The organism is Parabacteroides merdae ATCC 43184, assembly GCF_025151215.1.
Taxonomy (GTDB): Bacteria; Bacteroidota; Bacteroidia; order Bacteroidales; family Tannerellaceae; genus Parabacteroides; species Parabacteroides merdae.
On record NZ_CP102286.1, the window covers coordinates 3,328,136 to 3,350,471 of the forward strand.

The window sequence follows — 22,336 nt, forward strand, 5'->3', positions numbered from 1 at the left end:
ATCGAACAACCGCTGCAGATTTTGTCCACGGCCCCAAAGTAAAGCTACTTTGATGCAATTGTCCTTGATATAATAATAAATTAAATGTACGCTATCGCCGTCAGATGAGTAAATAGCGTACATTTGTATTTTATTCGTAACGCAAAGACCGGGCCGGTTTGCTAAAGATGGTTTTGGCGGTTTGCCAACCGATGGTCAGCAAGGAGATCACACACAATAAAACGACCGGAACGAGGAAGAACCACGCTTTCCAGTCCGTGCGGAACGAATAATGATTCAGCCAATCCCCCATGATCCAGCCCGAAAGCGGAAGGGCGATGACAACAGCAATAGCAATCAACAGGAAGAACTCTCGCCCCAATTCAAAGAAAAGCTGCCTCCGGGAAGCTCCCAGAACCTTCCGGATTCCCATCTCCCGGATACGAGTCGAACAAGAAAACATAACCAGAACAGCCAATCCCATACAAGAGATAAAGATCGCCAATATCGCAAAAAGCGCCACAATCAACCCAAACACTTCATCCTGTCGGTATTGCTGATCAAAAAACTGGTCGAGAAAGAAATAATCATAGCTGGAATCCGGGAAATAACGTTCCCACGCTCCTTCGACCTGTTTCACGAGATCACGCGGGTTACCGTTCTCCATAACGACAGAGATATAACGTTGTTTCATCCAGCTCAATTTCTCATGCAGGGCAAACAAGATCGGCGTAAAATCTTTGTTAAGCGATTGTTGATGATAATCCTTCACGACCCCGATAATCTGCATCGGCTGATCGACGGTTTCGACAGACAAGCGTTGCCCCAAAGCGGCATCGGACGATTCGAATCCCAACGTACGGACAGCCGATTCGTTCAGGACGATCTTATAAACATCTCCCCCGTAATCTTCGGAAAAACCACGGCCGGAAACGAACTTCAGATCATAAGCTTCCAGAAAAAACTCATCGCAGTTCAACATCTCCAACAGGCGCGTCTGCTTCGTCACATCACTTTCGCGGACGATGGACAGGAAATCGGTTACCTCCGTTCCGGGAACTGCACCAGAAACCGTCACCGCCCTGACGGAGGGCAATAACGCCACCTCTTTCTTAAATGCCTCCAACTTCATAGCCAGTTCCTCGCATTGCGCCGGGAACTTAAGAACCAGCGTCTGGTCCACCCGTACCCCCAAAGAAGCATTCCGCATATATTGAAGTTGCGCATACACGATCAACGTCCCGCAAAGCAACACCAGAGAAGCCGTGTATTGCAACACCACCAAAACCTTGCGGGTGACCGTCGCCCCATGCGTATGGGTAAACTTTCCTTTCAACATCCGGATCGGCTTGATGCCGGACAAAACCGTCGCCGGGTAAAAGCCGGACAGAAACACACCGGCAGCAAAGATCAGCAACAGATACCACCCCAGTGAAGTCGTAAACCAGACGGAAAAACTCAGATCCCGTCCCGTCTGGTTATTGAAAGAAGGCATCAACGCCTCCATCAGCCCGATAGCCAGGATAAAAGCAATACTATTCGTCACCAACGATTCGAAAAGGAACTGTGAAATAACCTGCCTCCGGCTTGCCCCCGAAGCCCGACGTATACCGATCTCTTTGGCTCGTTCCATCGAACGGGCTACCGTCATATTGATATAATTGATCCAAGCAATACAAAGGATAGCAAGTGCCGTACAGATCAACACCCAGATAGAAGAACGATTCCCCTTCACCTCCGGCTCATAAGCTTTCTGCGGATTCAGATGGATATCGCGGAGGTTCGTCAACTGGATCGCCCAAGTTTTATTCTTCAATGCCTCTTCCGTCTTATACTTCTCCGCCATTACTGGAAAATCCTCTTCCACCTGCGTTTTCAGGTTCGCCGACTTCAGCAAGACATACGAATAGACTTCGTGGCGATACCAATATTCATCCATCCACTTCGGGAGCGTCTTGTAGGAGATCAGCAGATTATAGCGAATATGCGTATTGATCGGCATATCTTCCATTATACCCGTCACTTCGCAAGCTTCCTCTCCTATATTGCTTCGGAAGATCAGGATTTTCCCGATCGGGTCCGCTCCCTTGAAATATTTCCGGGCAATACGTTCGGTGATAACTACCTTGTTCGGTCCGTCCAGACAACTTTCTTTATTTCCCTTCAAGAGTTTGAAGTCAAAGAAATCGAAAAAGTTAGCTTCCGCATAGCCTATACCTGTCTCCCGATATAGCAGTTCGTTGTATTTCACGACCTGCTCCGGATAATACTGGCTTCCAACACGTGTATAAGCCTCGACAGCACTCATGTTTTGCTTCATAGCCGTAGCATAGCCGGCAGACGAACTGGCCCAATCATCCGTCAGCTCCCCGTTCTCATAAAACCGGGCTTCAACCCTGAAGATACGATCCTGCCGGCTGTGCATATCGTCGTAGCTGTATTCGAAAGCCACATAGGTCAGGATCAGCAAGGCTGCCGCCATGCCGATCGCCAGACCGACTATATTGACGACACTGAAACCTTTCTTTTTAGTAAGGCTGCGCCACGCACAGTTCCAATAGTTTGTTACTATCATTATGATGAAGATTTTCAAAGATGAATATTCAGGAAACGACCCGGCCGTCCAAAAGATGGATAATCCGGTGTGCGAAGCTGGCATCCCGTTCCGAGTGCGTGACCATGACGATCGTCGTCCCCTGCCCGTTCAGTTCTCGAAGTAATTCCATCACCTCCGCCCCGTTTGTCGAATCCAGGTTTCCCGTCGGTTCGTCGGCAAGGATCAGCGGACAATCCGTCACCACGGCGCGCGCTATCGCCACACGTTGCTGTTGTCCGCCGGATAGCTGCTGCGGAAAATGTCCGGCACGATGGGCGATATTCATCCGGTCGAGGACTTCCATCACCTTCCGCTTGCGTTCGGACTTCCGGCAGCCAAGATAAACCAACGGCAGTTCCACATTCTCGAAGACTGTCAGCTCGTCTATCAGGTTGAAACTCTGGAATACGAAACCGATATTCCCTTTACGGAAAGCCGTCAACTGGCTCTCTCCCATATTGTCTATCTCCTTGCCGTTAAAGAAATATTTGCCGGAAGTCGGCGAATCAAGCGTTCCCAAGATATTCAATAAGGTCGACTTGCCACAGCCAGAAGGCCCCATAATGGCCACAAACTCACTCTGTTTGACCTCGATGTTCACCTCGTTCAATGCTTTCGTCTGCACCTCCTCGGTGGTGAAGACCATAGACAGATTCTCTGTTTTAATCATATTATATTTATTTAAATCATTCGTTCCTGAGAATACGCATCGGCTTCAACCGAACCACACGCCACACCTGTCTGACTACCGTCAAGAAAGCGATACACATCAACAACACAAATGCGACTCCGTACACCCACCAAGGCAACACGATATGAAAAGCATAACTCTCCAGCCATCCGTTCATCAAAACCACAGAAACAGGAAGTCCCAATACAGTGGCCAGCACCGTAAGAAGTAGCAGTTCACGTGTCAAAACAACAAAAAGACTTATTTTACCGGCTCCCAAAACCTTCCGTATCCCAACCTCTTTCACTCGTGCCAGAGTAGAAAAAAGCGTCACGACCCATAATCCCAAACAGGCCACAAAGACTGCCAATAATGACGCACTGGCAAAAATCCAACCGAAATTGCGATCCGACTTATACAAGCTATCCTGATAATCATCGAGATAGAAATAAGAAAAAAGGGCGGACGGAAAATAAGTCCGGTACATTTGTTCCACTTCAGCCAAGCGGTCAGAATTGACCGAGCCATCCATCTTGACGGATATATAAGGAGTCGCAATAAACGGGACCCGCTCTTTCAGGAAAAAGAGGATCGGCTTATACGGTTCCGCAAGCGACTGCTGATGATAATTTTTCACAACCCCGACAACTTCGAGTGGATCTTCCAGCACTTCCATCTCCAACTGCTTTCCTAACGCCTCTTCCGGAGAAGGATAACCAAGCAGACGCACCGCCTCTTCGTTCAGGACGACCTTATTCCGTTCATTGCCGTATGCTTCCGAGAAACCACGTCCACAAAGCATTTCCGGCGAATAAAGCGCCAGATAATCATAATCGACAGCAAACATCTGTATCAGCTTCACTTCGGATGGATCGCTGCCGTAAGGACGATTGGTAAAGTAGTTCGCCACCTCAACGCCCGGCACAGCACCGGAAATAGAGACACGGACAACATAAGGTATCTGTCCCAACCGTTTCTTGAAACTCTCCATTTTGACGGACATATCATCGGTAAAAGCCGGATATTTCACCACCAGTACCCGGTTCGAAGAAGCGGAAGAAGTCTCCTGCTGCATATAACGAACCTGTCCGATCACCACCAACGTACCGGAAACCAGAACGAAAGAAGCAAGAAACTGAGCCACAATCAACATCTTCCGCATCCGGTTTCCCTTACGGCCATGCAGTAATTTTCCTCGCATGATATCCGCTGGACGGATGCGTGTCAGCAGGAATGAAGGATACAGTCCGGTAAACAAAGTTCCCCCTATAAAACACGCTGCCGCCATACTCCAGAATTCCGGCAAACGGAACGCGCCGGCAGCAAAATCCAATCCTACCCAACGGCAGACAAAAGGCAACAGTACCTCGACCCACCCGAGAGCCAAGATCAAAGCCGACAAGTTCAACAACCCTGCTTCCAGCAATCCTTGCAGGATCACCTGCCGGCGGGAAGCCCCGAACGCCTTGCGAATACCAAACTCCCTGCCACGTTCCAGATAACGGGCAACCGTCAGGTTCAGCGCGTTCACCCAGCCGATCAGTAAAAGGGCGACTACCATCACCGAAAGGATACGTACAGCCATACGACTACCTTTCGCCTCTTTCTCATAAGACTTACGGGGAGTCAGATGAATATCCCGCAAACGAACCAGTTCAACCCTCCAGTCCTTATGTTTCAATGCCGCCGTCTTATATTTTTCAGAGATGGAATGGAAAGCCGCTTCAATATCGCCCGGTTTCTTTCCCGGTTCAAGCCGGACATACGTATAGACACCGTGGATATACCAAATATCGCGCCTTGCCTCCGGAATAGTCGAATAAGACAACAGGAAGTCATAATGCAGATGCGAATTATAAGGCATATCGGCAATCACGCCCGTCACCTCGAAATGCTGTTCGGACGAAGATGTACGGAAAGTCAGCACTTTGCCGATAGGATCACCACCGGCAAAATAACGACGTGCAGCACTTTCGGTAATCACCATCGTATTCGGACGGACCAACTGTCCACCCTTCTCCCCCTTGAGGATCGGGAAATTGAAGAGATCGAAAAAAGCCGGTTCGGTATAACAGTACTGTTCTTCGATAAACTGCCGGTCACCGAACGTCACCTCTTGTCCGCGATCTTGTGCCGTCACACGTACATACTGCTCTATGCCCGGAATCTCGCGATACATGGCGGGAGCATGCCCGAAAGAAGTCGTCGCCCAATTATCCGTCAAGGTTGCCCCTTCATAAAGACGGCTCTCCACACGGTAGATGCGATCCCCGTCGTGGAACGAATCGAAACTCAATTCGAACCGTACATAGAGCATAATCAGCAGCGCCGCGCCAACACAAACGGAAAGACCGAACACATTCAGGGCGGAAAGAGACTTCCGCGCCCGTTGGCTTTTGATTACTTGAGACCAATATTCCATCAGCGTAAAATTAATCGTTCATTCTCACCAAACAAGTCATATCCGGAAATAATCACCTTCTCTCCCGGTTGCAACCCTTCCACAACCTCGTAATACTGCGGGTTCTGACGGCCGATACGGACAGGGCGGCGGCGAGCTGTCTTTCCTTCTTCATCTACCACATACATGTACTCGCCGCCGCTTGCTTGGTAGAAGCTACCACGTGGGACGATCACCGCCGGCACGGGATCGCCCAGTTGCAGGTTCAGGTGGTAGGTTTGCCCGGCACGGATATTCTCCGGCCGGCCGGAGACAAAATGCAGGTCGGTGCGAAACTGTCCTTCCCGCACTTCGGGATAGACTTTCGTCACCTCCATATCGTACTTCTTTCCTTCACGTTCGAAGCTCGCAGGGAGACCGGGCATGACACGTTCCACATAGTGCTCGTCAATCTTGGCTTCCACCTTCAGTTCGGGCGTGATCACCTGGCCGATACGTTCGCCCTGGGCGATGGACTGGCCGATCTGGGCCTCCAGGTTTCCTAACTGCCCGTCGACGGGAGCCTTCACTTTCAGGTTTTCCAGTCGCCCGCGAACCAAGGCAAGGCTCTTCTTCATATTCCGGATGTTCTCGTCCAGGCTCTGTAGCTGGCTGCTGCGGAACAGGTCGTCCTGCTTGATCCGTTCGTCCACAACGGCCAACTGTCCGAGGGCGGCCTCGTAATCTTCCTCAGCCTGCAAGTAATCTTCGCGGGCCAGCAGGTTCTTCTTATACAGGCGTTCGTATTGCCTGAAACGGCGTTCCTTCTGCACCAATTCCTTACTCAGGCCGATACGGTCCTGTTTCAGCCGGAGATGTTCCTGCTCCATGCTGAGACGGGTGTTGCGAAGTTCGTTTTCCTGATAGGCCAAGTCGGCTTCGCTTTGCAGGATGCCGATGTTCAGGAGCGGGTTACTGAGGCGGAGGATCACGTCGCCCGCCCGCACCTGCGCCCCTTCCTCGATCAGGCGTTCTTCGACGCGCCCACCCTCGATGGCGTCAAGATAGATGATACGATCCGGCAGTACCTGCCCGATAACCCGGATGTAGTCGTTGAACTCTCCTTTCTGCACGGTAGCGATCGTAATGCGTTCTTTCTCCACTTTCAGGGAAGAGGAAGTATCACGAAAAAGAAGCCAAAGCAGGCAAAGCAGCCCGACGGCAATTCCTATCAAGGAATAGATGTGTTTCTTCTTAAACCGGGACTTCCGCTCAATACGGGTGTCCATGCTATTGATTGCCATTCTTGTTGTATTTATTCGGTTCCTAAAAATGAGCCTGTGCGGTAGAAGTCTACCGTGCGGCTTTTCAACTCATACTGCAAACGGGTGCGCGACAGTTCTGCCTTGGCCAGTATATAGAGGTTCCGCTTCTCCATCAGTTCGAACACGGAGATCATCCCCTCCTCCCATTTCTCCTCGCTCTCTTTCAGCGTGACGGTGGAAGTGCGGAGTTGTTCGACCGCCTGACGGTGTTCCTCGGCGGCAGCCCGGAGTGAAAGGCAGGCGTCGTCTATTTCCTTGTAGAGGCTGAGGCGTTGCTGCTCGTTCTCGTTCCGTATCCTTTGCAGGCGGAAACGTTCCTTCCGGACATCTGTCAGGCGGGAAAGTCCGCTGAACAGAGGCAGCGAGACGCTCACGCCGATATATTTGTTCATGTTATTCTTCAACTGGTCTTTGATCGGGATGATCTCGCCCAGGTCATCCCGTTCCGTGTCGTAGTAACCGGAATAGAGGCTGAATTCCGCCCTGATGGAAGGAGAAAAAGCCCCGGACGCTATTGCCAGTGACTTGCGGGAAGCTTTCTCCCTCAGTTCCATAGCCCGGAATTCCGGCAGGGATGTTTCGGAGGCGGCATAGATCTCGTTAGATTCCAGTACAGGAAGCACGGGAAGTTCGCCCTCCCCGCCGGGAGAGATCGCCAGCGTATCGGTATCCCGCATATTCAGCAGTTCCTTCAGGGCAAGTAATGAGAGGCGGCAACCGTTCGCCTTCACCGTCTCCTGGTAAATATCAGATTGCAGGCGCGCCTTCACCTCCTGCAAATCAGAAGGGGAACGCATGCCAAGATCCACATATTCGAGCATCTGCTCGTGATAGCGTTCGCTCAACTTCCGCTGCTCGACAGCAAGCTCGTACATCTTCTTATCGAAGCAGAGGCGATAGAAAGCATCCATCACCTCGAAGGCAATCCGGTTCTCCTCGATCTGCTCCGTGAGGCCGCCGATCTGCTTGTTCAGTTTGCGGAACTGCAACCGGTTGACGCGCGTAAAGCCGTCGAACACCGGAAGCGAGACATTCAGCCCCATCGTGCTCTCTAAAAAGGAAGAGGAAGTATAGAGGTTCGTTTTCGGGTCCACCGAACGCCCCAAACGTTTGCCCAATGCGCCGGTAGCACTTACTGAGGGCAGGAAATCACCATAGGCGGCGGTAAGGTCTTCCCCGGCAATCCGTGTATCCAGGCGACTGTTCCGCACGCGGTAGTTCTGTTCGACGGCATAGCGCATGCAGTCATCCACCGTCCAGCCGGACTGCGCCCGCAGGTTTCCCGGCGAAGCCAGGAAGACGAGAAGAAAAAGAGACAAACCTCGTTTGATCGTTATCTGTGCATTCATCATGACAGAAAGAAAGCAAACGACGTGCCAGAAATGTAACATTCAGACTATCAAAAGCATTTCAAAAACACCTCTCGCCAACCGTCCAATTTTTGGACGCCCAAACGTCCAACTTTTTGACACAGGTGTCCTCCTGTCGCTCATCGAAGCATGACAAGTGCCAAATGCAACACACAAAAACAAGCTTTACCCCTCATCCCTGAGACATAAAGCCTAAACACGTAAATCAGTTATTATAAAAAACGAAGCAGTGTTATTTATTGTGTCTATAAGTATACTCTTTTTATTTTCCGCGGGCAAAGGAAAAGCATACATATTGCAAAGATATGACAAGAGAAAGACAATTTAATTGAAAATAGAGAACCATGGTTTATCTGAAGCAAATCAAACTAATCAATCCGGATATCCATACGAACGGGAGATCATCTCTCCCAAGCATTTAAGATTTCCGCCACATAGACGTTATGCGGATTCCCTGCCATTGCGCTGTACCATTTCTCGTATAAGGCAGGATCAACAAAATGATCCTTATCCATCTTAGTCACGTAAAGGGTTTTGCATTCGAGCGTCAGGCGCGATTCCTCGAAACAAGGATTACCCAGATCGGTAAAATAAGGCGTCAAACCTGTCGCTGCCACCTTGTCGATATCCCGTCCCGATTTCGCCCCGCAAATCTTATGGGCAGTCTTATGCTCTTCTCCTAAAAAGGACAGCGTGAAAGCTCCCTTCGCATCGACAAACTCGCGGGTATAACGTTCCGGACGGATAAAGACGAACACTACCGGCTTGTTCCACAGGAAGCCTACGCCCCCCCAACTCGCCGTCATCATGTTGAACTTGTCCTTGTCGCCGGCGCTTACCAGCATCCACTCTTTTCCGATGATCTCTATAAAATTGTCTTTGACCAGACTCGGTTCTATTGCCTTCATAATTTCACACCTTAGTTAATAATCTTTCAAAGATACGAAAATATTTATTTGTGTGTGCAAAATTTAATATTCTTGTCCATACAGAATATTTTCTTTAGGTTTGCATCTCAATATTCACGTAATTATCAAGACGATAAACTGCCAAATGGAAATACTGAACAACTGGATCAGCGGGATTAACGACCTCCTATGGTCGTATGTTTTAATTATCATGCTGTTAGGATGCGCCTTCCGGTTCACTTTCAAAACCCGTTTCGTCCAGTTCCGTATGTTCCGGGAGATGATACGTGTGCTCGGCGACTCCGCCAACAAAGCCCATGAAGGTGAAAAGCACATCTCATCCTTCCAGGCATTCGCCGTATCGCTTGCCAGCCGTGTCGGGACAGGCAACCTGGCGGGAGTAGCCACAGCCATAGCCGTAGGAGGTCCGGGAGCAGTGTTCTGGATGTGGATCATCGCCCTGTTAGGTTCGGCCAGCGCTTTCGTCGAATCTACACTCGCACAGCTTTACAAACGGAAAGGAAAAGAATCCTTCATCGGGGGGCCCGCCTACTATATGCGATACGGATTGGGACTGAACTGGATGGGCATACTGTTCGCCATCTTGATCTCCGTCACCTTCGGTTTCGCGTTCAACTCGGTACAAAGCAACACGATTTGCGCCGCCATGCAAGGCTCGTTCGGTTTCGATCCGAGGATCGTAGGCGCGGTACTGACCGTACTGACACTTGCCATTATCTTCGGAGGAATCCAGCGAATAGCCAAAGTCAGCAGCGTGATCGTCCCCGTAATGGCATTGGGATACGTGGCGCTCGCCTCGGGGATCGTACTGTTCAATATAACGGAACTGCCGGCCGTCATCAAACTGATCGTAAGCAGCGCTTTCGGATGGGAACAGGCGGCAGGCGGTACGATCGGTGCCGCTCTGATGCAAGGGATCAAGCGCGGCCTGTTCAGCAACGAGGCAGGTATGGGATCGGCTCCGAACGTAGCGGCCACGGCATCCGTCACACATCCGGTCAAACAGGGATTGATCCAGACTTTGGGTGTTTTCACCGACACCCTGCTGATCTGTACCTGCACGGCTTTTATCATCCTGTTCAGCGGGGCGCCGTTGGACGGTTCGGTAAACGGGGTACAACTGACACAGCATGCCCTGACGCTCGAAGTGGGAAAAGCCGGAGGGATATTCGTTGCCGTAGCGATCTTCCTGTTCGCTTTCAGCAGCATTATCGGGAACTACTATTACGGGGAAGCGAACATTCGTTTCATCACACCGAAAAAAAGCGTGCTCTATATCTACCGTCTGGCGGTCGGCGGTATGGTGATGTTCGGGGCGTTAGCAAGTCTGGAACTCGCCTGGAGCCTGGCGGATATCACGATGGCTTTCATGACGATCTGCAACCTGTTCGCCATCTCGTTGCTGAGCAAACAGGCCTTCCTGCTGCTGCACGATTACATTGCTCAAAAACGTAGCGGGATCAAGAGCCCTGTGTTCGACAAGAACAAGCTGCCGGAACTGAAGGACAAGGCGGAATGCTGGTAAACGCTTCTTATTGGTAGATCAGACTGAACAACCGTTCAGGTGCAAAGATCTCGTTGGCGACCTCTCGTATCTCTCCGGCGGTCAGCTTCTCCACCTTGGCGAAGACTTCCGGCAGGGTGTCGTAGCGGTTATAATGGAGAAAGCTCTTACCCAGCCCCAAAAACAAGCCTTCCCGATTATCGCCGGAGACGCCCAATTGTCCGATCACCTGCTTCTTGGCCGCCGCCAACTGGGTCGCGGTCAGCTTCACCTCACGCAGCTTCGCCAGTTCCTTGTAAACAAGCCTGATCGCCTTCTCCTTGTTCTTCGGATCAGTCCCGAAGTAGATGCTTGCCAGCCCCGTATCGGTATAAGAAGTCACGTTCGATTCGACGTTATAGACAAGCCCGTTCTTTTCCCGGAGAGAGACATTCAAACGGTTGTTCATGCCCGGCCCTCCCAAGAGGTTATTCAGCAAGAACAACGGCAGGCGTTTCTCATCGTGCATGCTGTATGCCCGTCCCCCGATCAGCACATGCGCCTGATGGGTATCCTTGTGTATCTGGCGGCTGACGGGAAGGAGCTCGCCGGGTGCCGTCCGGTTACGTGCCGCCATCGGGAAAGCGATATCCGACAGGGTGCTTTCCGCCATCTGCACGATCTTCTTGAACGGAATCCGGCCCATCGAGAAGAACACCATATTTTCGGGGGCATAGAACCGCCTCATAAACGACTTGCCGGACTCGCTGCCGAAACCGAGCAGCGACTGCTCGTCCCCCAAGATGTTATGTCCCAACGCATGTCCGTCGAACAGCAAATTCTCGAATTCATCGAAGATCAGTTCCGAAGGGCTGTCCTCGTATGAATTGATTTCGTCCAGGATCACATCCACCTCCTTCTCGATCTCCTGCTCCGGGAACTGCGAATGGAACACCAGGTCGGACAGCAGTTCGAAAGCCCTCCGGAAATGCTCTTCCATAAAAATAGAATAGACGAAAGTCTCCTCCTTTGTGGTATAGGCGTTCAGCTCCCCTCCCACATTCTCCATCCGATTCAGGATATGCCAGGACTTACGCTTTTCCGTCCCCTTGAATATCATGTGTTCGACAAAGTGAGCCAAGCCAAATTCATCCATTTCCTCATCCCGTGTCCCGGCATTCACGGCAAACCCGCAATACGACACCGGGGATGCAGAAGGAAGATGTACGATACGCAAACCGTTCGGTAAAATATGTGAGAAGTAATCTTTTTCCATGATCCATTCATTAGGAGGCACAAAAGTACAAAAATATAGGTCATTCCATGTGCAGGTATCATTAAAATAGATACTTTTGCACTTTGTTAAGTTCATAACACCATATAGAATCATTTTAAAGGCTATGATAAACGAAGCAATCTCATCCATTCTGCAACAGGAAGCTGAAGCAGTACGCAATATTCCGATAACCGACGGCTATGAAGAGGCTGTGACACTCATTGTGAAACATGTACACGAACTCGGAGGGAATCTGATCACCAGCGGTATGGGAAAAGCAGGACAGATCGCCATGAACATCGCGACCACCTTCTGTTCGACCGGCACGCCTGCCTACTTCCTGCATCCCAGCGAAGCACAACACGGCGACCTCGGCATCGTCCGCAAGAACGATGTCATGCTGCTCATCTCCAACTCCGGCAAGACACGCGAACTGCTCGAACTGGTGGAGCTGACACGCGGTCTCGTACCGGAGATGCAGTTTATCGTTATCACCGGCAACCCCGACAGCCCGCTGGCAGCCGAAGCGACGATCTGCCTGCCGACCGGTGCGCCGAAAGAAGTGTGTCCTTTAGGCCTCACCCCCACCACATCGACCACGGTCATGACGGTGATAGGCGACCTGTTGGTAGTCGGCACCATGAAACGCATCAACTTCGGCTATCCCGACTATGCCAAACGGCATCACGGCGGTTACCTGGGTTCGAAAAGCCGCGAACAGTGTAAAACCGTAAACAAATAAAGAGCATGAGGAAGGTAATCGGCATCGGGGAAACCATTCTCGACATCATCTTCAGGAACAACCGACCCCATACGGCAGTGCCCGGCGGATCGACCTTCAACGGCCTCATCTCGTTAGGACGCCTGGGTGTACCTGTCTCTTTCATCAGCGAAGTGGGAAACGACCATGTCGGCGACATCATACGCGACTTCATGAAGGAAAACAACATTTCCACCCGCTACGTCGACCGTTTCCCGGATGGCAAAAGCCCGATTTCGCTCGCGTTCCTGGACAACGACAGCAATGCCGACTACACTTTCTACAAGGATTATCCGAAGCAACGCCTCGACGTGCCCCTGCCGGAGATCAACGAAGACGACATCTTCATCTACGGCTCCTATTACTCACTGAACCCGGCGCTTAGGGAACGGATGGTGGAATTTCTCGACTATGCACGCCAGCGCAAGGCGATCCTCTACTACGACCCGAATTTCCGCAAGGCGCACGCCCATGAAGCGATACACCTCGCCCCGACATTGCTCGAAAACTTCGAATATGCCGATATCATACGCGGCTCGGACGAGGACTTCCTCAATATCTTCGGGGAGGCCGACAGTGAAAAAGTCTACACCGACCATATCCGTTTCTACTGCGACCGTTTCATCACCACTCACGGAGCCGGAGGCGTGAACCTCTACCACGGCGACCTGCGCCTTCATTTCGACTCGCCCTCCATCCGCCCGGTCAGTACGATCGGAGCCGGCGACAACTTCAATGCTGGCATCCTCTACGGTCTGTTAAAAAATAATGTCCGTCACCGTGACCTCGCCACCCTCCCGAAAGAGACATGGGCGAATATCATCCGGTGCGGGATCGATCTGGCAACCGAGGTTTGCCGCAGCTACGACAATTACATTTCTAAAGAATTCGCAACCTCCTACCTCTCCCAGTCTTAAATATCATTAACCGGGAAGATAAAGGGGTATAAAGACACGTGTTTTTCACTATCTTTGCTTTGCATGAGTAGTAGAAGTATGATATTGAAACGGATTCTTTTCTTGTTCACCAGTGTGGCCTTATTGGCAGGATGCAGCTCCGGCAGAGCACCTGAAATTCGTGCCATATGCCTGCGTGACGACATCGGCAACTATATTATCAAATGGGAAACAGCCCCCCATACCGACGGGACGATGAAACTTTATGTATCCGACACCCCCAACTCCTTCGACATGTCGCGACCGTGCAGCTATGCCGACATCAATGACGGGAGAGTGACCTACATCACGAACGACAACATCACCCGCAAATATTTCCTACTGTCTTTCAACGACAAATATTACCGCACTGTCGGCGCCCGCTCGGTACAGATGGACAGCGTCCAGAACCTGCGCGACATAGGTGGCTACTTCAGCGAACACGGGAACCGTATGACTGGCTGGGGCAAGATATTCCGCTCGGGCGAGCTCAAGGCACTTAGCCGCAACGACACGATCCGGCTGGATAACCTGAAGATCAAAACTGTCATCGACCTACGGGGAGAAGACGAAATAGCCCTCGCTCCGGAAAAATATGCAGGGGCGAACATCATCTCCATCCCGATCCCGGTAAAAGGCAAAGAACAGATCACCCGACGCCTGGAAGAAGGACGCATACGCAAAGGCGACGGGCTCGTGTATATGCAGGACACCTATATCAGCTATGTGACGGACAACAGCGAACAATTCGGCAAAGCCCTGAAAGTCTTTCTCGACAAGGACAACTACCCGATCCTCGTGAACTGCTCGATGGGAAAAGACCGTGCCGGCTTCCTGACGGCCATGCTGCTGACAGCCCTCGATGTGCCGGAAGAAACGATCATGAAAGACTATATGGCTTCCAACAACCACATAGACCTGCGCAGCCTTGCCTATATGGCACGCAACCTCAATACGGACGCCCAGGAAACCATCACCGTGCTGCTCGGTGCAAACGAGACATGGCTGGATCTGGCCTTCCATAAAATAAAGAAAGAATATGGTTCGACCGACAAATATCTGTCGAAAGGATTGCATCTCACGGAAAAAGAGCGCGATACATTAAAAGATATCATACTAAACTAACCGGTATCCAAATTATTTGCGTACCTTTGTCCCCACTCTGAATTTATTATATATACATATATCACATTTTGAAAACATTTGAAGAATTAGGAGTTGCCGCACCAATACTGAAGGCAATTCAAGAAATGGGCTACGAATCGCCCATGCCGGTACAGGAGGAAGTGATTCCTTTCCTACTGGGAGATGACAACGACGTAATTGCATTAGCACAAACAGGTACGGGAAAGACAGCCGCTTTCGGCCTTCCGATCCTGCAAAAAATCGATGTGACTACATACCACCCCCAAGCACTCGTACTCTGTCCCACTCGTGAGCTATGTTTACAGATCGCCGACGACCTGAACGACTACTCCAAGTATATCGACAACCTGAAGGTCCTCCCGGTGTACGGAGGTTCCAGCATCGAGAGCCAGATCAAGACGCTGAAGCGTGGCGTGCACGTGGTCGTAGCCACTCCGGGACGCCTCCTGGACCTGATGAACCGCAAGACGGTAGACCTCAGCCTGGTGAAGAACGTCATCATGGACGAGGCGGACGAGATGCTGAACATGGGGTTCACCGACAGCATCAACGCCATCCTCGCCGAAGTGCCGGAGAACCGCAACATGCTGCTCTTCTCGGCCACCATGCCGAAAGAGATCGCCAACATCACGAAGAAGTACATGAAGAATCCGAAGGAGATCGTGATCGGCAACAAGAACGAAGGAAACAAGAACATCCGCGATATCTATTATATGGTACAGGCACGCGACAAGTACCTGGCTCTGAAACGCATCGCCGACTTCTACCCGAACATCTACGGCATCGTCTTCTGCCGTACCCGCAAAGAGACGCAGGAGATCGCCGACAAACTGATACAGGACGGCTACAACGCCGACTCGCTGCACGGCGAACTGAGCCAGGCGCAGCGCGACTACGTGATGCAGAAGTTCCGCGTCAAAAACATCCAACTCTTAGTTGCTACCGATGTGGCTGCCCGCGGCCTGGATGTGGACGATCTGACACACGTGATCAACTACGGCCTGCCCGATGAAGTGGAATCCTACACGCACCGCCGTGGCCGTACGGGCCGTGCGGGAAAGACGGGTATCTCCATCTCCATCTGCCACGTGAAGGAGAAAGGCAAAATCCGCGAGATCGAAAGGATCATCAACAAGAAATTCGAGAAAGGCGAAATGCCTACCGGACATGCTATCTGCGAAAAGCAGCTTTTCAACCTCGTCGACCAGATCGAAAAGGTGAAGGTGAACGAGGAGGAGATCGCCTCCCTGATGCCCCAAATCTACCGCAAGTTGGAATGGCTGGACAAGGAAGACATCATCAAACGTGTCGTTTCGCTCGAATTCAACCGTATGATCGATTACTACAAGGATGCCGACGAGATCCAGCAGGTAGACGAACGTTCCTCTCGCAGCGAACGGGGCGAACGCCGTGCACATGCGGCCGAAGAGGGCTATTCGCGTTTCTTCCTCAACTTCGGCAAGGCCGACGGCCTATATCCGAACCAGCTGATCGAACTGGTCAACAAATGTGTGCCGGGCAAGGTGCGCATCGGCAAGATCGACCTGCGCGAAAACTTCTCTTTCTTCGAAGTGGAAGAGGGTGAAGCCCAGCGCGTGATGGACAGCATGAACGGGTTCGAAGTGGACGGACGGCGCATCTCCGTCGAACCTGCACAGGGCAAAAAAGAAGAAGGCGGACGCGGTGGCAAACGCAGTTACGGCGGACGGCGCAGCGATGACGGCTACAAAGGCAAACGGGGTTCCAAAGACAGTGGACGCCGGGGTGGAGACCGTTCGGACCGCACCTTCCGCAAAGACGAACGCGACAGCGACCGCCCGTGGAAACGGACTGCCGCCGCACGCGACGCTCGTAAGAAAAGACGTTTCTAATCCTCCTCCCTCACGCTAACAGAAACAGGAGACCGCAGCATACATCAGCAACCCCCAGCCGGCAACGACGGGGAGTTGCTGTTTTTGTTTCCGCTTCCCGTCATGTCTCTCTCCGTATCCCCGTACCCCGAGAGTGTCAACAGGGCTCCCAAACACCCCAACACGACCTCCGAACGGCCCTCCCACAAAGCCAGCAGGCCCAATACCATCAGGTACAAGCGAAGGCAATGCGGGTTGCACAATCGCTGATGACTGATGATTTGATGATTCATTACTTCTTTCCCTTGCCGGGGGATGCCCCGGCAAGGGAAAGACATCATTTGTATCTTCATGCCACCATCTTCGTCAATACGCAAATCGCAGAGGAACGGCGCAATTATCATCCGTTACCGGAATTGTTGCGTAAGTTGTCAGTAACTCACTATATAATAGTGTATTTCGCTATTCTTCCCAAGCTCCGATACCACCAATTATGCAGGATGACGAATCGGTAACGTAGCAAAGTCTTAACTTGGTTCAGACTTAACTTTTCCCGTCATCTGGTTACAGAAACTATTTTCTCAAAAGCCTATTTCTCAATAACTTTGCTCTACTTTTCCATATCTCGCCGATTATTGCTAACTTTGTTATATAATTATGACGAATTTAAACGTACGTTTTTTTGTCATTTTGAAAAAGCCTCCTATCTTATTTATTCCCAATAATATACAAGCAAAAGCAGGACAAAAGCTACCCCTAAAAACAGGGCAGAAAATGAACTTTCCACCAGTAGATAAAAGACTTTACTATATATATTGTAATCAATTGTTTAGAGACATTTTCCGGCAAGCCCCGACCTGTCCCTTTTTTGCACTTTTTCCAAAAAGGAGGGTAAACCCCACAGAGGAACTGGAAAAGCCGGATATTTATTCATCCGTCTGCTGAAGCAGACAGCAAAAGACAGTGCTTTATATCTTATCCATTCTTCAACACATCGTCCTTGTCCGGTGCACTGGGTTCGGGTGTAGATTCGGGGTTGAAGGGGTTGAAGTAGTAGATGCCTTTTTCACCGAGGAATCGCAGGAAGTAAGGGAGCTTCTGCATAAAGAGGCTGCATTCCTTCGACTTGGCAGGAGTCCAGGCGGATTCGGCGACAGCTACCAGGCGGGGGAAAGTCATATAGTCCAGACGCTTGGCATCAGCGACCCGTTCCGTCCAAAGGGAGAACTGGAGGCCCATCACCTGGTCTTCATAATCGCGTGTCAGATGGATGATCGGTTCAGGGAAACGGTAGATGTCCTCGATCGTGTTGTAACCGCCCCACACACGGCCCACCTTATGGCCGCCGTACTGGACGAAGTCGGCATACAACGGACGGCGCGGGGTCATAATCACCCGGTAGCCGTTTTCGAGCGCCTTCACCAACTGGTGTTTGCGGTCGTGGCGCCACCACATGATGACAGCCTTGTCGGGAGAGACACCGGCATCGATCATCTCGTCCCAGCCGATCATCGTCTTGCCCTTGGAAGCCACGATATCGGCAGCACGGCGGATAAAATACTGTTCCAGGCCCGTTTCGTTGCCTAAGTTCTTATCTTTGATAAACTGCTGGATTTCGGGATCGGTGAACCAACTTTGGTTGCCGTAGTGCACCTCGTCGCCTCCGATATGGATATAGGGAGACGGGAACAGGGCGACGATCTCGTCGAGCACGTTGCTGATAAACTCGAACGTCTCTTCCTTGCAGGGATGGAACGTGAAATGCTGCCATTTGCCCTCGCCTCCGCCGGAGATTTCAGGATAGGAACGGCAGACAGCAGTAGCATGGCCCGGCATGTCGAATTCGGGAACGACCATGATGTGGCGATCGGCTGCATAGGCAACGATCTCCTTGATCTCTTCCTGGGTGTAGAACGTAGCGGGTGCTTTCGGGTCGTGCCAGTTGCCGACAGCTCCTTCGGTGGTCAGCTTCGGATAACGCTTGATCTCGATGCGCCAGCCCGGTTCGTCGGTCAGGTGCCAGTGGAAGACGTTCAGGCGAAGGGACGCCATGATATCCAGATATTGTTTTACCTTCTCTTTACCGAAGAAGTGGCGGCTCTCGTCGAGCATGAAACCGCGCCAGCCGTAGCGGGGCTGATCTTGTATCTTACAGGCACGCACGTTACCTTTGCCGAAACGGGAAAGTTGCAGAAGGGCTTCCTTCGCATAGAACAGGCCGGCTTCGGAAGAGGCTTGCAGCAGGATGCTGTTCGGTTCGACGACAAGCGTATAGGCTTCATCGGCCATCTTGCAATCGTTTGTCAGTTCCAGACGGATGGTTCCACTGGCGGGTGACGATTGCAAACCGGCTTCTTTCAACTCGGTTTGCAGTCCGGCGGCTAACTTGTCGGCATATCCGCCATTGCCTTGTACCTGGAGATTCTTTCCTATGACAAAAGAGCCTTTCCCGTTCTGCACCTTTGCGGGGGTCGGGAACAAAGGGTGTTGTGCCATCATCGGCAACACAAATAGGAGCAACAGGGTGCTCAGATAAATCAGTTTTCTCATGGCATATTTATATTTAATTATTCCCTTTACAGGGATATTCCTCTTTTGCCAGGGGATTAAGCCCCGGCAAGGGGTAGCAAATATATGAAAATTTCATATCTTTAGCCACAAAATTAAAGACAATGCCATGAATAGACTAATTATCCTTCTTATTGTACTTATCTGTTACGGGAACAGCCTTCGGGCCCAGGAAATCGAATACTCCCGACCGGTCAACACTCCTGAAAGTTGTACAAGCATCCTGGTCGGCAAGAAAGCATCGGCCGACGGTTCGGTCATGACCAGTCACACCTGCGACGGGAACTATCGCACCTGGATGGAGATCGTCCCGGCGGCACGCTACGAGCGCGACACGACAGTCGCCATCTATAACGGCCGCATGCACACCGAATATCCTGCCGACCGCACGAATATGGAATTGAAAGGAACGATACCGGAAGCCCGCTCGACCTACCAGTTCCTGAACACCTCCTATCCTTGCCTCAACGAAAAACAGTTGGGTATCGGCGAAACGACCATCTCCGGGCGCAAAGAGCTGCAAAACAAGAAAGGGATGTTCATGATCGAAGAACTGGAAAAGATAGCTTTGCAGCGTTGCACGACGGCACGCGAAGCGATCCGGCTGATCGGACAATTGGTTGCCGAATACGGATACGGGGATTCGGGCGAATGCCTGACGATCGCCGACCCGAATGAGGTCTGGCATTTCGAGGTGTTCGGCGAGGGGCCGGACAAGATCGGGGGTGTATGGGCGGCTGTCCGCATCCCGGACGATCATGTGGGGGTATCGGCCAATATCTCGCGTATCTCGACGCTCGACCTGAAGGACAAGGATCGTTACATGGCTTCCGAAAACGTATTTTCTGTTGCTAAGAAAATGGGGTTCTGGGACGGCAAAGAGCCGTTTAAATTCTGGAAAGCCTATAGCGGAGGCAACTATTTCGGCGAACCGAAGGCATTCAGCATCCGCGAATATTTCATCCTGAACGCATTGGCTCCTTCGCTCAAACTGTCGTACGACTCGGAAGAACTGCCGATCAGCGTGAAGCCGGACAAGCCGGTTGCTGTAACGGATGTGATGGCATTGCTACGCCAGACGTATGAAGGGACGGAATGGGACATGACGAAGAATCTGAAAGTGGCTGTCAAGAACAAGGAGACGAAGGAAACGGATACGATCACAAGTCCGGCGGCTAACCCCTGGATGGGAACAGATATGCTGAATATGCTGAACGGCGTGAAGGAAGGGACGGTGACACGCAATCGCTTAGTGGCGGTTCCGCAATGTTCCTACTCGCACGTGATACAGCTTCGCAACTGGTTGCCGGATGCAGTGGGCGGCGTTGCCTGGCTGTCGTTCGACAATCCGGGGCAGAGCCCGCGTATCCCGATCTTCTCCGGTACGACCGACCTGCCGGCTGCTTTCGGTATCTGCGGACAACACCGCCACCGTGAAGATGCCATCGTCTGGAAATACCGGACGGCAAACAAACTGGCTACGGTCCGCTGGGGATTGACCAAAGAGAAGATCAACGGCGCGGTCGCCCATTTCGAGGAAAAGGGCTTATCCGAAATGCCTTTCGTGGAAAACCGCTACAAAGAGTTGCAGGACAGCAAAGGGGAAGAGACCGCACGGGCTTTCCTGACCGGCTACACGGCCGACTTCGCAGGAGCGACAATCCTGCGCTGGCAGGAGATGGCGGATGAGTTCTGGAAGATGTTCGCGAGGGGATTCTGAACAATTGACAATTGACCGATATTCATATAATAGATAATAGTTGCTTTCCAAGACACGATAATTAATAATTTAATCTTTATATACATGAAATCACTTATTCTATCTTGCATGCTGGCTTTCTCTGCTTCGGCAACGTTCGGTCAGGGGTACCAGTTTACGGAAGTGGTAACGGTTCCCGCTACCCCGGTTAAGAACCAAGCGGCAACAGGGACTTGCTGGTGCTTTGCCACTACGTCGTTTATGGAATCCGAACTGCTTCGTATGGGGAAAGGCACGTATGACCTTTCGGAGATGTTCATCGTCCGCCAGAAATATATGAACCAGTTGCAGGACAACTACCTGCGTCGCGGGGACGGTAATATCGGGCAGGGCAGCCTTTCACATACCTTTATGAATGCGTACCGCCAGGTGGGTATCGTCCCGGAAGAGGTGTACACGGGCATCAACTACGACTCCGAGAAGCATAACCACAGCGAGATGGTTCGCTACATGCACTCCATCGCCGATGTGGCAGTGAAGGCGAAACAGCGCAGTCCGGAATATGACAAGCTGATTGCTAACCTGTTCGACACCTACTTAGGAAAGCTGCCGGAGAAGTTCACGTATAAGGGGAAAGAATATACGCCGAAGTCGTTCGCCGAATCTTTAGGGCTGAATATGGACGACTATATCGAACTGACCAGCTTCACGCATCATCCGTATTATGTGAAGTTCGACGTGGAAGTGCCGGACAACTGGGAACATTCCCTGATGTATAACCTGCCGCTCGACGAGATGATGCAAACGGTGGATTATGCCCTGAACAACGGTTATACGGTCTGCTGGGACGGAGATGTGAGCGAGAAGGGTTTCTCCTTTACGAACGGTGTCGCCATCAACCCGGAAGTGAAGAAGGTGGAAGACCTGTCGAATACGGATCGCGCACGCTTCGAGAAATTAGGAGAGAAGGAACGCTTAGAAGAGGTCTTCAAGTTCGAACGTCCCTACCCGGAAATCAACGTGACCCCGGAAGTGCGCCAGGCCGGATTCGAATCATTCGTGACCACCGACGACCACCTGATGCACCTGACCGGCATCGCCAAAGACCAGAACGGCACGAAATACTACATCACCAAGAACTCATGGGGAACCGACCGCAACAAGTTCGGCGGCTACCTGAACATGTCCGAGAGCTTCGTCCGCGCCAAAACCATCTATGTGATGGTCCATAAGGACGCGATACCGAAGGCGATCAAGGGGAAACTCCATCTTTAAACAATACGTGGAGCTGTGTCAAAACTGCCCCGTTCCCGCGCTTGACGCGGGATCGCATTAGAACTGACCCTATAAATATCTGATTAATAAGGCCT

The 22,336-nt window shown here is 51.5% G+C and carries 16 protein-coding genes; 7 read left to right on the forward strand and 9 right to left on the reverse strand.

Features of this window, described 5'->3' with window-relative positions; all coding sequences use genetic code 11:
• Nucleotides 1–130: 130 nt before the first annotated feature.
• From NQ542_RS13770 to NQ542_RS13795, 6 genes are all read right to left on the reverse strand, one after another.
• Nucleotides 131–2,554, reverse strand: coding sequence for an ABC transporter permease (locus tag NQ542_RS13770; RefSeq protein WP_005633564.1), 2,424 nt, complete (start codon nucleotides 2,552–2,554; stop codon nucleotides 131–133).
• 28 nt (nucleotides 2,555–2,582) lie between these two features.
• Complete coding sequence (locus tag NQ542_RS13775) at nucleotides 2,583–3,245, reverse strand: ABC transporter ATP-binding protein (RefSeq protein ID WP_005633566.1); 663 nt, start codon at nucleotides 3,243–3,245, stop codon at nucleotides 2,583–2,585.
• A gap of 16 nt (nucleotides 3,246–3,261) precedes the next feature.
• Nucleotides 3,262–5,667: an ABC transporter permease gene (locus NQ542_RS13780; RefSeq protein ID WP_005633568.1), complete on the reverse strand. Its 2,406-nt coding sequence runs from the start codon at nucleotides 5,665–5,667 to the stop codon at nucleotides 3,262–3,264.
• Complete coding sequence (locus tag NQ542_RS13785; RefSeq protein ID WP_036723924.1) at nucleotides 5,667–6,914, reverse strand: efflux RND transporter periplasmic adaptor subunit; 1,248 nt, start codon at nucleotides 6,912–6,914, stop codon at nucleotides 5,667–5,669. Before NQ542_RS13785 ends, NQ542_RS13780 begins: the two co-directional genes overlap by 1 nt.
• Nucleotides 6,915–6,940: 26 nt before the next feature.
• A complete protein-coding gene (locus NQ542_RS13790; RefSeq protein ID WP_229055924.1) occupies nucleotides 6,941–8,341 on the reverse strand; it encodes a TolC family protein in 1,401 nt (466 codons plus the stop codon).
• Between the two features lie 380 nt (nucleotides 8,342–8,721).
• Nucleotides 8,722–9,228 (reverse strand): flavin reductase family protein, encoded by a 507-nt coding sequence (locus NQ542_RS13795; RefSeq protein ID WP_005633574.1) that lies wholly within the window; start codon nucleotides 9,226–9,228, stop codon nucleotides 8,722–8,724.
• A gap of 145 nt (nucleotides 9,229–9,373) precedes the next feature.
• On the opposite strand from NQ542_RS13795, the gene NQ542_RS13800 reads away from it, so the two are divergent.
• The gene (locus NQ542_RS13800) at nucleotides 9,374–10,774 is read left to right on the forward strand and encodes an alanine/glycine:cation symporter family protein (RefSeq protein ID WP_005633577.1); all 1,401 of its coding nucleotides are present in this window, start codon (nucleotides 9,374–9,376) and stop codon (nucleotides 10,772–10,774) included.
• Nucleotides 10,775–10,781: 7 nt separating this feature from the next.
• Here the strand turns inward: NQ542_RS13800 and NQ542_RS13805 are convergent, their stop codons facing one another.
• Nucleotides 10,782–12,008, reverse strand: a complete 1,227-nt coding sequence (locus NQ542_RS13805; RefSeq protein ID WP_036658216.1) for a M16 family metallopeptidase — start codon at nucleotides 12,006–12,008, stop codon at nucleotides 10,782–10,784.
• A gap of 124 nt (nucleotides 12,009–12,132) precedes the next feature.
• Between NQ542_RS13805 and NQ542_RS13810 the strand changes: the two genes are divergently transcribed.
• The 4 genes from NQ542_RS13810 to NQ542_RS13825 all read left to right on the forward strand — a co-directional run bounded on the left by NQ542_RS13810 (nucleotide 12,133) and on the right by NQ542_RS13825 (nucleotide 16,720).
• Nucleotides 12,133–12,750, forward strand: coding sequence for an SIS domain-containing protein (locus NQ542_RS13810; protein WP_005633581.1), 618 nt, complete (start codon nucleotides 12,133–12,135; stop codon nucleotides 12,748–12,750).
• A 5-nt stretch (nucleotides 12,751–12,755) separates the two neighbouring features.
• Complete coding sequence (locus tag NQ542_RS13815) at nucleotides 12,756–13,685, forward strand: carbohydrate kinase family protein (RefSeq protein WP_005633584.1); 930 nt, start codon at nucleotides 12,756–12,758, stop codon at nucleotides 13,683–13,685.
• A 78-nt stretch (nucleotides 13,686–13,763) separates the two neighbouring features.
• Nucleotides 13,764–14,828 carry a tyrosine-protein phosphatase gene (locus tag NQ542_RS13820; protein WP_005633590.1) on the forward strand — a complete coding sequence of 355 codons (1,065 nt, stop codon included), beginning with the start codon at nucleotides 13,764–13,766 and terminating at the stop codon, nucleotides 14,826–14,828.
• A 125-nt stretch (nucleotides 14,829–14,953) separates the two neighbouring features.
• On the forward strand, nucleotides 14,954–16,720 hold the full coding sequence (locus NQ542_RS13825; RefSeq protein WP_005645027.1) for a DEAD/DEAH box helicase: 1,767 nt from the start codon (nucleotides 14,954–14,956) through the stop codon (nucleotides 16,718–16,720).
• Between the two features lie 44 nt (nucleotides 16,721–16,764).
• Here the strand turns inward: NQ542_RS13825 and NQ542_RS13830 are convergent, their stop codons facing one another.
• Both NQ542_RS13830 and NQ542_RS13835 read right to left on the reverse strand, forming a co-directional pair.
• On the reverse strand, nucleotides 16,765–17,103 hold the full coding sequence (locus NQ542_RS13830) for a hypothetical protein (protein WP_005633594.1): 339 nt from the start codon (nucleotides 17,101–17,103) through the stop codon (nucleotides 16,765–16,767).
• Nucleotides 17,104–17,674: 571 nt separating this feature from the next.
• Complete coding sequence (locus NQ542_RS13835) at nucleotides 17,675–19,249, reverse strand: beta-N-acetylhexosaminidase (protein ID WP_005633600.1); 1,575 nt, start codon at nucleotides 19,247–19,249, stop codon at nucleotides 17,675–17,677.
• Between the two features lie 127 nt (nucleotides 19,250–19,376).
• On the opposite strand from NQ542_RS13835, the gene NQ542_RS13840 reads away from it, so the two are divergent.
• Nucleotides 19,377–20,987, forward strand: a complete 1,611-nt coding sequence (locus NQ542_RS13840; protein ID WP_005633602.1) for a dipeptidase — start codon at nucleotides 19,377–19,379, stop codon at nucleotides 20,985–20,987.
• An 84-nt stretch (nucleotides 20,988–21,071) separates the two neighbouring features.
• Nucleotides 21,072–22,241, forward strand: a complete 1,170-nt coding sequence (locus NQ542_RS13845; RefSeq protein ID WP_005649698.1) for a C1 family peptidase — start codon at nucleotides 21,072–21,074, stop codon at nucleotides 22,239–22,241.
• The last annotated feature ends 95 nt before the right edge of the window (nucleotides 22,242–22,336 follow it).